The 12,338-nt window shown below is 61.7% G+C and carries 14 protein-coding genes; 8 read left to right on the top strand and 6 right to left on the bottom strand.

Annotated elements, in window-relative coordinates:
• The first annotated feature begins 6 nt into the window (after positions 1-6).
• Positions 7-513: a formaldehyde-activating enzyme gene (fae, locus tag AC0L2U_RS23075; protein ID WP_013532036.1), complete on the top strand. Its 507-nt coding sequence runs from the start codon at positions 7-9 to the stop codon at positions 511-513.
• 137 nt (positions 514-650) lie between these two features.
• Here the strand turns inward: fae and AC0L2U_RS23070 are convergent, their stop codons facing one another.
• On the bottom strand, positions 651-1,349 hold the full coding sequence (locus tag AC0L2U_RS23070; protein WP_164895780.1) for a HisA/HisF-related TIM barrel protein: 699 nt from the start codon (positions 1,347-1,349) through the stop codon (positions 651-653).
• Between the two features lie 45 nt (positions 1,350-1,394).
• Here AC0L2U_RS23070 and AC0L2U_RS23065 point away from each other — a divergent pair, with 45 nt between their 5' ends.
• Complete coding sequence (locus AC0L2U_RS23065; protein WP_473602705.1) at positions 1,395-2,432, top strand: hydantoinase/oxoprolinase family protein; 1,038 nt, start codon at positions 1,395-1,397, stop codon at positions 2,430-2,432.
• 19 nt (positions 2,433-2,451) lie between these two features.
• Here AC0L2U_RS23065 and AC0L2U_RS23060 read toward each other — a convergent pair whose 3' ends face one another.
• The 4 genes from AC0L2U_RS23060 to AC0L2U_RS23045 are packed head-to-tail and all read right to left on the bottom strand — an operon-like array spanning position 2,452 to position 6,817.
• Complete coding sequence (locus AC0L2U_RS23060) at positions 2,452-3,042, bottom strand: DUF447 domain-containing protein (RefSeq protein WP_128289846.1); 591 nt, start codon at positions 3,040-3,042, stop codon at positions 2,452-2,454.
• A gap of 3 nt (positions 3,043-3,045) precedes the next feature.
• Positions 3,046-4,440: a DUF6513 domain-containing protein gene (locus AC0L2U_RS23055; RefSeq protein WP_128289847.1), complete on the bottom strand. Its 1,395-nt coding sequence runs from the start codon at positions 4,438-4,440 to the stop codon at positions 3,046-3,048.
• A complete protein-coding gene (locus AC0L2U_RS23050) occupies positions 4,433-4,984 on the bottom strand; it encodes a flavoprotein (RefSeq protein ID WP_127268111.1) in 552 nt (183 codons plus the stop codon). The genes AC0L2U_RS23055 and AC0L2U_RS23050 overlap by 8 nt, the downstream gene beginning before the upstream one ends.
• Before the next feature lie 3 nt (positions 4,985-4,987).
• Complete coding sequence (locus AC0L2U_RS23045; RefSeq protein WP_256748118.1) at positions 4,988-6,817, bottom strand: (5-formylfuran-3-yl)methyl phosphate synthase; 1,830 nt, start codon at positions 6,815-6,817, stop codon at positions 4,988-4,990.
• A gap of 250 nt (positions 6,818-7,067) precedes the next feature.
• Between AC0L2U_RS23045 and AC0L2U_RS23040 the strand changes: the two genes are divergently transcribed.
• The 6 genes from AC0L2U_RS23040 to AC0L2U_RS23015 all read left to right on the top strand — a co-directional run bounded on the left by AC0L2U_RS23040 (position 7,068) and on the right by AC0L2U_RS23015 (position 12,109).
• Positions 7,068-8,297: an ABC transporter substrate-binding protein gene (locus tag AC0L2U_RS23040; protein ID WP_127268108.1), complete on the top strand. Its 1,230-nt coding sequence runs from the start codon at positions 7,068-7,070 to the stop codon at positions 8,295-8,297.
• Between the two features lie 21 nt (positions 8,298-8,318).
• The gene (locus AC0L2U_RS23035) at positions 8,319-9,290 is read left to right on the top strand and encodes a YVTN family beta-propeller repeat protein (RefSeq protein ID WP_127268107.1); all 972 of its coding nucleotides are present in this window, start codon (positions 8,319-8,321) and stop codon (positions 9,288-9,290) included.
• 293 nt (positions 9,291-9,583) lie between these two features.
• Positions 9,584-9,763 carry a hypothetical protein gene (locus AC0L2U_RS23030; protein WP_473602704.1) on the top strand — a complete coding sequence of 60 codons (180 nt, stop codon included), beginning with the start codon at positions 9,584-9,586 and terminating at the stop codon, positions 9,761-9,763.
• A gap of 56 nt (positions 9,764-9,819) precedes the next feature.
• Positions 9,820-10,608, top strand: coding sequence for an ATP-binding cassette domain-containing protein (locus AC0L2U_RS23025; protein ID WP_292679875.1), 789 nt, complete (start codon positions 9,820-9,822; stop codon positions 10,606-10,608).
• 35 nt (positions 10,609-10,643) lie between these two features.
• Complete coding sequence (locus AC0L2U_RS23020) at positions 10,644-11,480, top strand: ABC transporter permease (RefSeq protein WP_050580490.1); 837 nt, start codon at positions 10,644-10,646, stop codon at positions 11,478-11,480.
• 191 nt (positions 11,481-11,671) lie between these two features.
• Positions 11,672-12,109, top strand: coding sequence for a hypothetical protein (locus AC0L2U_RS23015; RefSeq protein WP_473602703.1), 438 nt, complete (start codon positions 11,672-11,674; stop codon positions 12,107-12,109).
• A 16-nt stretch (positions 12,110-12,125) separates the two neighbouring features.
• Here the strand turns inward: AC0L2U_RS23015 and AC0L2U_RS23010 are convergent, their stop codons facing one another.
• Entirely contained in the window at positions 12,126-12,326 is a 201-nt protein-coding gene (locus AC0L2U_RS23010) for a hypothetical protein (protein ID WP_127269848.1), read from the bottom strand.
• Positions 12,327-12,338 lie beyond the last annotated feature (12 nt).

Here is a 12,338-nt window from a genome sequence, read left to right as displayed (position 1 = left end):
ATTGGCATGGCAAAAATATCAAAGGTTATGGTCGGTGAATCGCTGGTGGGAGACGGCAACGAGGTCGCGCATGTCGACCTGCTCATCGGCCCGCGGGGGAGCGCGGTCGAAACGGCATTCTGCAACGCGCTTACCAACAACAAGGACGGCTTTACTTCGCTTTTGGCGGTGATCGCGCCCAATCTTCAATGCAAACCCAACACCGTGATGTTCAACAAGGTCACGATCAAGGGCGCCAAGCAGGCGGTCCAGATGTTCGGCCCGGCGCAGCACGCCGTGGCAAAGGCCGTGCAGGACAGCGTTGCGGACGGGACCATTCCGGCCAACGAAGCGGACGACGTGTTCATCTGCGTCGGGGTGTTCATCCATTGGGACGCGGCGGACGACGCCAAGATCCAGAAATACAATTACGAGGCGACAAAGGAAGCTATCCAGCGCGCCGTTGCAGGAACCCCGACCGCCGCCGAAGCAACGGCCCAGCGCGACAAGGTCAAGCATCCGTTCGCAGCCTAGACAAGAGACAGCCCCGCACAGGAAAAACCCTCTTCTGAGACGGATGGTCTGTTGCGCCGGCTGAAAAAAGTTCTGGGCTTTTGAAACGTCACCTCCCGAAGGGCGCACGTCCTTCGGGAGTCGACGAGCAACGATGATCAGGCGCCGAGTGACGCGAGGCGGCCGGGTGTGAGCGTAGCGTTGTGCAATGAGGTTGCAACCAGCGCCGCGGCGACACCCATCGCGGACAAGGCGCTGATGTCGGCCTCATCTCGGATGCCGCCGGCCGCGATGACGGCGCGATTTCCGGCCTTGGCCTTGACCTCCTGCAGCAGCCCGAAGTCAGGGCCGGCGGCCGCACCGACCTTGGCCAGCGTCATGACAATCACCTTTTGCGGCCAAAGCTCGGGCTCTTCGAGAAGAGAACGCGGTCCGCAAAAACTATCGCCGATGAAATCAAGGGACAGGATGAGATCGGGATGATCGCAAAAACGCCGCAGCAACATGTCGTCCCGCTGCGATTCAGAGCCCAGAACAGGAGACAGCGAGCGTTCGGCAAGCGCCGCCAAAAGGGTCTTTTCGTCGGCCACGCCGGCATCGACCCAAAGTTCCGGCGGCTCCGCCATCGTCCTCAGCCGGGCGAGTGCGTCGCTGTTTGGCGCTCCGCCTTCGATAGCGTCCAGATCTGCGATGTAGAAGGTCGAAAAAGGATAAAGCCCACGCAGTCCTTCAGCGACCGCGACGACATCAGGACTTCGGCTGAGCGGCGTAACGATCGGCCTGTAGCGATCGCGTTTTCCCTGCTGGGCGCGAACCACCACGCCGTCCTTCAGGTCGAGAACCGGAATGATACGCAACGCTTTTCTCACCGACCAATTGCCCCCGTCATGAAAGCTTGAAGCGTGGAAAAAAGAAAGGGCATCATTGCCGGTTTCGACATTGGCGGCGCGCATCTGAAGGTGACCCGCGCACAAGACGGTCGCATCGTCGAGGCGGTAACGATCGCAACGCCGCTCTGGCAAGGGCTGCACAAGCTGGCTTCAGCCCTCGACGAAACGGCCCCGATCTACGCGGGTGCGGATTTCAACGCATTCACAATGACAGGCGAACTGTCGGATATCTTTCCGTCCCGCGATGTCGGCGTAGCGGCTCTGCTGGGTCAGATTTCCACCCATTTCCCCACCGACAAAAAGCTGGTCTATGCCGGACCATCCGGTTTCGTCGGGGTCGAGCGGGCAGCGCAGCTGGCCGCCGATGTGGCTTCTGCCAATTGGCACGCGACAGCCTTGTTGGTGGCAAAACTCGCCGGCGATGCCCTGTTCGTCGACATGGGCTCCACCACCACCGATATCATTGCCATCGAGAACGGCGCCGTGGCCAATGACGGCTACACCGATGCCGGACGGCTTCTAAGCGGCGAATTGGTCTATACCGGCTTTACCAGGACATTCCTGTTCGGCGTAGCCTCGTCGGCTCCCATCCATGGCAGGCTAACGCCGCTGATGAACGAGTATTTCGCCTCGATCGCGGACGCGCATCGCATCCTGGGCGTGCTCGACGAGGACGACGACAGGCACCCTCCCGCCGACGGCAAGGAAAAGACCGTGGACGGCTCGATCGCGCGGCTGGCGCGCATGGTGGGGCGCGACGCCACTGACCTGACCCCGCCGGAATGGGGTGAAGTCGCGCGCTGGTTCAGCGAGCAGCAACTGCGCAAAGTGCACGATGCAGCGTCTCTGGTTGCCGGGACCTTGCCGCGGGATGTCCCGATCGTCGGGGCCGGAATCGGTCGCTGGCAGATCAGGCGACTGGCCGAACGCATGGAACGCAGCTACGTCGATTTCGCCGACATCATCCCCGCCGATGACACCGTTCGCGGGCAAGCGAGCAGCGCGGCCCCCGCGTCCGCGGTAGCGCTTTTGGCGGGATATCCGTTGTAAGCAGGGTGCGGCGCTCGGCCTAACCCCGCGCGTCCTCGCTACCGGAACCTTTGGCGGTCAAGTGATCGCTGACACGCTGCATCAGCCAGCCCCAGGCTTCCTTTTCGCCCTCGCCTGCGGTCTTTTCGATGGCAATCGAAAGGTAGGCGATTTCCGCCTCGATCTTGTCGCGCGGCAGCATGCCGAGCCGGCTAACCAGGATGGCCAGCTCAAGCACCGCCGCCTTAGCTCGGTTGAGGCCGGTGAACGGCGCGAGCGCTTCCTCCTGCACCACGCGGCAGAAATGGCGGGGGCGCACGCCATTGTCATCGACCGCCTGGACTTGGAGGCCCGAATACGCCAGCGCCGCCTCGAGCCTCGGCACCGGAAACCCGTCAACCGGAACGGTTGGCCAATGCTTGCGGCCTGTCAGGCAGCCGGCAAAGACACGCACGTCGTCGGTATAATTGGCGATGGCGAATGGCACTTCGGCGAGATTGTCGAGCGTGACCGACGGCCGGAACGGTGCAATCACCCAGCCGTCATTCTCGGCAATGATGCCTATCGGCGCGATGTGGACGTTGCCTGCCTTGTTGACCGTCGTGATGATCGATTCGCGAATGTAGGGCATGGTCTAGCGCTCTTTCCTTGCGCGGAGCGTCTTGCCCGGCTCGGCAAGACGGGTACGGTCGGTTTCAGGAGCCGGCGCGGCAACGCCCCATGCGAGCGGTTCGTCCTGCACATAACGCTTGCCGAGGCGCCACGCGATCTCCGCTTTCATCAGTTCCGCGCCGAGGTAAAAAGCGTGTGCGCCATCGGCGTTGACGTCCAGCCCGGCAAAAAGTTCGAACGCATCCGTGGCAACCGCATGCCCTTTGCTATTGAAAACATGGATGCCGTCCTCCGCTACCGCGATCCGGAAGTTGGCGTCGCGCACCTGGGCCGCCAATGCCTCGATATCGTCGGCTGAGGCTGTGAAAGGCTTGCGATCGTGGACCTGCAACAGGCCTGGGTGATAGCCGCGCGGCAACGCGCCGTCCGTGCAAGCAGCCAACATGATGCGGCGGGCGATATCGTGCTCCTCGATCGTCCGCACCGTGTGTGGGCTGACATGCACCGCCAGCACGTTTCGGATTCGGAGTTCCGAGCAGAGTCCCGCTAGAACGGCCGTAACACCGGAACTGTCCGCGTCGGTCAATTCGGTGAGATTGCCGGTACCCATCAGCAATTCGGCGTCCGGCCAGCGGCGCCGCGCCTCGATGAAGCGCCCGAGTGAAACGGCGAAGCCGAAATGGATCGGGTCGAGCACGGGATCGGCAATGAAGGCAACGCCGGCCTTTTGAGCGGCTTCGATGGCCCGGCCGAGCGAATCCAGATCGCCGGGCGTGGACGGTATCAACACTGCCGTAGCCCTATGGTCGAAGATCAACGGCAGCGTGTTCTCATCGAGGCTGAGAAGATAGTCCGCGCCGGCGCGTGCCCCGATCGTCAGTTCGTCCACGCTGGCCGAATCGACGCTGACCATGAATCCCCGTGCCTTGAGCGCTCGCACAGCCTCCGGCAGCAATGGAAACGGCGTCTCCGGCAGGCAGCCCAGATCGATGACATCGGCGCCGGCCGCGGCCAACATCGAGGCCCTCGCCATCAGCGCCTCGACCGACAGCATCGGCGCATCGACGATCTCGGCGAAGATGCGCATATCGTGACGCGTCAGATCCGGCGGTTTGCCCGCCCGGCCAAGGAAGGCCGGCAGGTCAGCGATCTCGTCGGGGCCGCGCACAAAGGGCACGCCGAAATGCTCCGACAGGTGCTCGATGTTGCCCCGATAGCGTCCGGGCAGGATGACGCGGCCGACGTCTCCTGTCAGAGTGAGCCGACGCTTCACAATGTCCTCGCTCATCAGCGCGGCGACCTTGACGCCGACGTCGACGATTTCCCACGCGAATGCGGTTCTGCCCAGCCCGGCCAGCAGCCGTTCCAGCCGCGCCTTGGCCAGATGGCCGGTAAGAAAAACCAGCCGCTCAGCCATCGCTTGCGAGTTCGGCCCGGCGCCGTGTGAGCGAGGCTTCGAGATCAGCGAGCGATTCGACCACCTGGGTCCGCTCGAAACTCTTCAACTGCTTGGTATTTTCCAGGTCGATCCTGCGCGGATAGACCTTGACCAGCCCGTGCGGTGCCTGGGTCTCGAGTTCCGGCGCGGTGTCGCAAGCAAAGACGATGGCTGGCACACGGCACTTTCCGGCTTGGGCAAAGACATTGGTGGCGAGCGTATCGGAAATGCCATGCACGCATTTGGCGACCGTGTTGGACGTGGCCGGCGCCACCACGACCGTGTGATAGACACCGTGGTAGAATTCGCCGACAGGGATCGCACTCGCGGTCTTGTCGTGCAGCACGCGCGTCGTCTCCGGGAAATCAAGTTTAAGCTTGTACATGCGCAACACTTCGTTGGCAGCCTTCGACACGAAGACATCGCAATGTTCGAGTTGGCGAACAAGTGCGAAGCTCTCCGTAAAAAAATGCCCGGAACCCGTCAAAACCCATGCCCAGCGCGGCACATGCAGCTTCACCATCGGCTATCCCGCCTTCTTTGCCGACGACCCTGTTGAAGCCACGATCCTGGTGCCGGGCAGCTTGCCCAACGCGAGCATCGCGCCGGCCCCGGCAGCATCCTTCGGACCGGCGAGATGGAAATCGACGCCGTCGGGCAGCATGGCGGCAAAGCCCGGGTCGACAATGCCTCGGGTCCTCAGGCTGTCAGCGGTATCGCCATCGAAGAATGCACCGGTCTGCTTGATAAGCAACAGCGCGTTTGCGCCAAGCTTGCCGGCAAGCCAGGCGGCCAGAGAATCGGAGGTAATGTCCCACGAGGCCGGAACATCCAGCGCCGGCAGTGCCAGTGACGACGGCAGCCACACCGGAACCTTGCCCGCCTCCAACGCTCGCCCGATCTCGTCCAGCGACCGTGCCGGCGTCAGTCTTTCGTCCCGGTCGAGGATGACATGGCCGAACTGCTCCATGGCCAGGATCGCCATGGCATGAGCGGCGGCGTCGGAAAAATCCATGCGTGTCTGCGTCTCGCGCACATGGTCGGCAAAGAGGCCGCCGCCGGGCACGATGACGATCGGCAGCCTGGAACCCGCCAGCGCTGCGATCCAGCTCTTCATCTCCGCCGCATGGGCCGTGCTGCCGCCAAGCTTGACGATGGCCCGTCGGAGCATTTCGGGGCGTTCCTGGCGCGGCCGGAAAACAACGCTCCGGTCTTTTCGGCCGGCAGTGCCGGAGGCAGCGCCGCGTCCCGCCGATTGGCGCTTGCGTTCGATCTCGACGCCGACACCGCCAGGGCCGAGCTCGAGCTTCTCCACCCTTACCGTGACACGCACGACACGCTGGTTCTCCAGGACGTGCGCTGCCACCTGCTCGGCCAAAGCCTCGCTGAGCTGGATATGTCCCCGCGCGACGATGGTGCGAATGCCGTCCATGATGATGTCATAAGAGAACACATGGCGCATGTCCTCGGGATGGTCGGTGATTTGCAGCACGTCGGCGGCCACATCAAAGCGCACTTTTTGAGTATGGCCATGCTCGAAGCTGTAGGCACCGATCTGGACCGGCAGAACAAAATCCCGCACAAAAATCCTGTCCGTGCCCAATGTCGGGTCGGTGTCCGGCGAATAGCCTCTCGCCGCCAACAGGCGATAGTCGATACTCGATTGACCGCCGGTCCCGGATTCCGCCGGGATCAACTCGCGAATCTGCGAGACCGCCTCGGCGCTGATCGAACTCGTGCGACCGGAATGGCCACACAGCGCCCCCCGAAAGCCGAGAAAATCGGGAGCGAAAGGCAATAGGCGCGGAATATCCGGAGCTTCCAGCGATCCACTCAGGCCGACCATCAGACCGAGCGATTTCGTTCGGTCTACGAATCCCGGAATACGCTCCGGCGGCAGATGATCGAGCAGCCGGCCCTTCCCCTTTTGCGCGGTATCGACCATCACGCCATGGAAGCGATGCCTGGCGAATATCGGCAGAAGTTCGAAGTCCGGCGCCAGATCGGCAAACAGCACGGCAATCAGCTTCGTTCGTGCGGCGAGCGGTTCGAGCGCCTGTGCGCAGGCAGAGATATTCGCCGAAGGAAAAAATCCGATCTTCACATAGTCGACGCCGGTCGCCGCGATCTCTTCGGCCTTGATGCGGATCGTTTCGGGCTCCATCGGCAGGTCGCCGCAGACCGCGCTGACCGGAGCCCGACCAGCGATGAACGAAATCGTTCGGCGCATGGTTTCCGTGGACACCGCGCCCAGAGCTCCCGCCTTCGGGTCCTTCAGGTCGACGATGTCGACACCTCCAGAAAGAGCGATCTCCGCCTCTTCGATGCCGGTGACGCTTGCCAGCATTCTGGTCATTTGAACACTTTCTCCAGTTTGGAGGACAAGACGTTTTTATAGAGGCAGTCGATCCCCCTGCGCCACGTCTCGCCGGTGCTGCCATGCGAATCGACGCCGGCGACCTTCCGCACCGTTCTGGCAGGCGCGAAAAGTCTTCCGATAGGGTTTGATAAATTTTGCGGGTCGGCTAAGTTGATCATGGGCACCTTGACTTGGCGCGGGTCCGGCAACCGTCGAACCTTTGCGCAAGAATGGGTAATTACTATCGATGACGAGCGCGGTGCCAGGCACTCTCGCTGCCTTTTTGTGCTTTTTTTCCCTGACCGTCAACGTTTCCGACGCGACAGGCCAGGAAACGGTGGCGAAGCCGGAAAAAAAGACAACCGAAATCAAGATAGGCTATTTGCGGGCCTACGCACCGCAATTGACGCTTTCCATGCTCGACCTGCCGCCACGTGACGAAGGTGTCGCCGGCGCCGAGGTGGCGATCGGCGACAACAATACGACCGGAAAGTTCACCAACCAGAAATTCAGCCTCGACGTGACCGAGATCAAGCCCGACGGCGACGCGGTTCAGGCATTCGAAGGCATGATCGCCAAGGGCGACCGCTATGTGGTCGCCGATCTTTCAGCCAAACAATTGCTGTCGATCGCCGACATCGCCCGCGACAAAGGCGTGCTGATCTTCAACGTCGGCGCCACCGACGACAGCCTTCGCGAGGAGGACTGCCGCGTCAACGTTTTCCATGTCGCGCCGACGCGCAGCATGCTGGCCGATGCGCTGGCGCAGTATCTCATGGTGAAGAAGTGGCCGAATTGGGTGCTGCTCTATGGGTCGCATGAGCAGGATCGTCTCTACGCCGATGCGTTGCGCCGCGCGGCAACCCGCTTCGGCGGCCAGATCGTCGCCGAGAAGGAATTCAAGGATACCGGCACAGCCAGGCGCACCGACACCGGCGCCACGCAGATACAGCAGCAGATTTCCGTGTTCACGCAAGATCTCCCGGAGCATGACGTGGTGCTTGTCGCCGACGAAAGCGAGGTTTTCGGGACCTACGTGCCCTATCGCACCTGGACGCCGCGGCTGGTCGCCGGCACGGCCGGTCTGGTTGCATCGTCGTGGCATCCCGCCAGCGAACAATGGGGCGGTATCCAGATGCAGAGCCGCTTCTTGAAGACGGCGAGCCGGCGGATGCTTTCAAAGGACATGTCGGCCTGGACGGCGGTGCGTGCCGTCGGCGAGGCCACCACGCGCACCAAGGGCGACGATGCGAAAAAGATCAGCGACTACATGCGCTCGGACGACTTTTCGGTTGCTGCTTTCAAGGGGCAGAAGCTGACCTTCCGCAAATGGAACCTCCAGCTTCGCCAGCCGATCTTGCTTGGCGATACCAAGTCCGTCGTCTCGACATCGCCACAAGAGGGCTATCTTCACCAAGTCTCCGAACTCGACACGCTCGGTGTCGATCAGCCGGAAACGAAATGCGCTCTCAAGTAGAGTCAATCGGGAGGAATTTGCGTGCAGAAACGAGCTTGCGCATTCGCCATTCTCGCGGCCGGCCTGACGGCCAGTCCGGCATCGGCCTATACGGCCTACGTTTCCAACGAGAAGGACAACACGATGACCGTCGTCGACACGGCGACGATGCAGGTGGTGAAGACAGTTGAAGTCGGCCAGAGACCGCGCGGCATCACCATCTCGCATGACGGCAAGTTCGTCTACCTATGCGCCAGCGATGACGATACGGTCCAGATCATCGATACCGCGACGCTTGAAATCGTCGGTACGCTGCCATCCGGCCCCGATCCCGAATTGTTCGTGCTCTCGCCGGACGGCAAGACGCTTTATGTCGCCAATGAGGACGATAATCTCGTCACCGCCATCGACGTCGAAAGCAAGCAGGTCCTGGCCGAGATTCCGGTCGGTGTGGAACCGGAAGGCATGGGTGTCAGCCCCGATGGCAAGACCATGGTCAACACCTCGGAAACCACCAGCATGGCGCATTTCATCGACACCAGCACGCATGAGGTGACCGACAACGTGCTGGTCGACACGCGCCCGCGCTTCGCCGACTTCAAGCCCGACGGCTCGCAGGTCTGGGTCAGCGCCGAGGTCGGTGGCACTGTCAGCGTCATCGACAACGCCAAACGCGAAGTGGTGAAGAAGATCCAGTTCGCGATTCAGGGACTGCGGGCCGAAACCATCCAGCCGGTAGGCATCGCCATCACCGCCGATGGTAAGAAAGCCTATGTCGCGCTCGGCCCGGCGAACCATGTCGCGGTGATCAATACCGACACCTACGAGGTGGAGAAATACATCCTCGTCGGCCAGCGTGTCTGGCATCTGGCCTTCACGCCCGACCAGAAAACGCTGATCACCACGAATGGCAATTCCAACGATATCACCTTCATCGACACGGCCACCGACGAGCCGGTCCAATCGCTCACCGTGGGCCAGCAGCCCTGGGGTGTGGTCATTTCGCCCAAATAGCAGACATTGATCATCGGGAGGCTCAAGACATCAAACTTTTCCGCAGGTTTTTCTTCGCCGCGCTCGCCGGATTCGTCCTTGCTCCGATCGGAGCAAGCGCCGACGACGCAACACCAAAACCGTCGCGTGCCAGCAAGAACCTGCCGGAACTGATTATTGGTTCGGCCGATTCCACTTACGCCGTCAATCAGAAGGATTTCGAGCTGATCGCCGGCCAGGGCTATCGCTGGAAGATCACCTCCAAGGGCGGTTTCGAATACAAGTTCGTCACCGACCTCTTCCGCAATGTCTGGATGGACCAGATCGTCATCAACGATTTGGAAGTGCATATGGACGGCGGACCAGCCTGGCTGGAATTCGACGACGCGGGGACGATCCAGGTGCAGTTCCATACCGTTCGCCCGGGCGAATATACCTGGTCGGTTCCCGACCTTGCCGACAAGGGACTGAAGGGCAAGATTACGATCAAGTGAGACAAAAGGCGATCAAGGCGCCAGATAGCCAACGCGTCCTGAAGGAGCGGCCCGGCATGCAGCATATGAGGACAAGCGGTCCGGGAGAAGAGGTGGCGGCGCTCGATGTCGGTGCCGTCAGCCATTCCTATGGCCAGAAGCGGGCGCTCAACGACGTCTCCTTCTCGATCGCGCCGGCGACTTTCACCGTTCTGCTCGGCCTCAACGGGGCCGGCAAGACAACGCTGTTCTCACTGATAAGCCACCTCTACGACACGCGTCACGGATCGATCCGCATCTTCGGCCATGACATTCGCCGCGCATCCGGCGAAGCACTCAGACGCGTCGGCATCGTGTTCCAGGCACGCACGCTCGACCTCGACCTCAGCGTCTACCAGAATCTCTCATACCACGCCTCGCTGCATGGCATTGGCGGACGCGACGCTCGCCAGCGCATTGCCGCGCTGCTTGAAACGGTCGACATGCAGGGCCGCCAGCATGACAAGGCACGCAGCCTCTCCGGGGGTCAGATGCGGCGCATCGAAATCGCCCGGGCGCTGTTGCACCGCCCTTCCCTGCTCCTGCTTGACGAGGCGACCGTAGGCCTCGACATCGAGTCTCGCGCGGGCATCCTCGCCACCATCCGCAAGCTCGTCCAAGCCGAGGGCATCGGCGTGCTCTGGGCCACGCATCTGATCGACGAAGTCGAAGACGCCGACCATGTCGTCATACTGCGGCGGGGTGATCTGGTCGCGAGCGGCAAGGTGTCGGATGTGACCCGTGCGAACGGTGGAAATTCGATTCGCGAAACCTTTTCGAAGCTCAGCCGCGTCGATACGGCGGGCATGGTGGAGACGTCGCCATGAGCGCTCCTGCGATGCCTGGAAAGGTCGCCAGCATCATGCCAGTGCGGTCTGAGCCATTCGGCCTGCGCCACTATCTCATTTGCCTGAAAGGCGTCGTCCTGCGCGAGTGCCTGCGCTTCCTGCACCAGCGCGAACGCTTCATTTCCTCGCTGGTCCGGCCGCTTGTCTGGCTGTTCATCTTCGCCGCCGGCTTTCGCCAGGTGCTCGGCGTGTCGATCATCCCACCCTACAAGACCTATGTGCTCTACGAGGTCTATATCACGCCGGGCCTTTGCGGCATGATCCTGCTGTTTTCCGGCATGCAGTCTTCGCTGTCGATGGTCTACGACCGCGAGATGGGCAACATGCGCATCCTGCTGGTCAGCCCGTTTCCGCGCTGGTTCCTGCTGGTGTCGAAGATGCTCGCCGGCGTGGCCGTATCGATCGTGCAGGTCTACGCGTTCCTGATCGTTGCCTGGTTGTGGGGCGTCAAGGCGCCGCCACTCGGCTACCTCTATGTGCTGCCGGCACTGTTCCTGTCGGGCATGATGCTTTGCGCGCTCGGCATGCTTTTGTCTTCGCTGATCAAGCAGCTCGAAAACTTCGCCGGCATCATGAACTTCGTCATCTTTCCCGGCTATTTCGCGTCTCCGGCGCTGTATCCCTTGTGGCGCATCCAGGAGGCGAGCCCGCTGCTCTACAAAATCTGCCTCTGCAACCCGTTCACCTATGCCGTCGAACTGATCCGCTTTGCTTTCTACGGGCAGATCGAGTGGCTGTCGCTGGGCGTCGTGGCCGGCTGCACGCTGCTGTTTCTGGGCGGCGCCATCATCGCCTACGACCCTTCGCGCGGTTTGGTGATCCGCAAGCAGGACATGGGAGGAAACGCCTGATGGCGCGAATGAGACTTGTTCACACTCTCGTTGTGGTCGCCACGCTTGCCTCGATGGGAGGCGCCGGCGCGGCAAACACCGATCCCGACTGGCCCTGCATACAGCGTAAGGTGCCACGGCTCTCGCTTGGCCAGATCTGGAATGGGCCGGAGCTTCCTGCGACCGCGAAAGATTGGGCGAAGGATGCCCGTGTGTCGGCGCTTGTCGAGGCGGTGGCGGCCCGGCGGACGCCGATTGCCGAAGCCCAGAAAGAGATCAAGGATTTCGCGACTTCCCTGCCGCCCGAGCAGGTCGCACCAAAAATGACGATGCTGGTGCAGGGAATGTTCGACCATATGGACACCGAGCGTTCGCACGTGATCTCCGGCATCTCCCGCTATGCGCACAAACAGCTCGAAATGGCGGCACAGTTGCGCAAGGAAGCATCCGAAGTCGACGCGCTGCGCGCCAAGGCCGATGCGGATCCGGACGAAGTCGAACGGCGAACCGACCAGCTGAATTTCGCGACGCGAATTTTCACCGAACGGGTCCAGTCGCTGACTTATGTCTGCGATGTGCCCACGATAATCGAGCAGCGGCTTTACCAGTTGTCGAAGACCGTCTCGGAAACGCTCGTCGTGAAGAAATAGAGCTTGGCTGCCTGTCTCATGACTCCCTGCCAGGCAGCACACGCCAACGCTGCACGAAATAACCGGGATGTGTCTCGATCCACCGAGCCACCAGCGGCTGCGCCTGCATGAAGGCAGTCCCGGGATTCATCGCCAGACCGTCCACCATTTGTTCGCGTTGTTCGCAGGTCCGCGGTATATCCGTCAGGCAGACCATCATAACGAGTGTGTAAAGCATTACCCCTTTTCC

It is taken from the genome of Mesorhizobium sp. WSM4808, from assembly GCF_055811675.1.
The sequence above is the reverse complement of the archived record's forward strand: the minus strand, read 5'-3'. Positions and strand labels throughout refer to the sequence as shown.

Coding starts and splice junctions, on each gene's coding strand:
- AC0L2U_RS23010 (WP_127269848.1), bottom strand. CDS start 12,326: ATGCTTTACACACTCGTTATGATGGTCTGCCTGACGGATATACCGCGG.
- AC0L2U_RS23055 (WP_128289847.1), bottom strand. CDS start 4,440: ATGGCTGAGCGGCTGGTTTTTCTTACCGGCCATCTGGCCAAGGCGCGG.
- AC0L2U_RS23050 (WP_127268111.1), bottom strand. CDS start 4,984: ATGGTGAAGCTGCATGTGCCGCGCTGGGCATGGGTTTTGACGGGTTCC.
- AC0L2U_RS23040 (WP_127268108.1), top strand. CDS start 7,068: ATGACGAGCGCGGTGCCAGGCACTCTCGCTGCCTTTTTGTGCTTTTTT.
- AC0L2U_RS23030 (WP_473602704.1), top strand. CDS start 9,584: ATGGACCAGATCGTCATCAACGATTTGGAAGTGCATATGGACGGCGGA.
- AC0L2U_RS23060 (WP_128289846.1), bottom strand. CDS start 3,042: ATGCCCTACATTCGCGAATCGATCATCACGACGGTCAACAAGGCAGGC.
- AC0L2U_RS23025 (WP_292679875.1), top strand. CDS start 9,820: ATGCAGCATATGAGGACAAGCGGTCCGGGAGAAGAGGTGGCGGCGCTC.
- AC0L2U_RS23020 (WP_050580490.1), top strand. CDS start 10,644: ATGCCAGTGCGGTCTGAGCCATTCGGCCTGCGCCACTATCTCATTTGC.
- fae (WP_013532036.1), top strand. CDS start 7: ATGGCAAAAATATCAAAGGTTATGGTCGGTGAATCGCTGGTGGGAGAC.
- AC0L2U_RS23045 (WP_256748118.1), bottom strand. CDS start 6,817: ATGACCAGAATGCTGGCAAGCGTCACCGGCATCGAAGAGGCGGAGATC.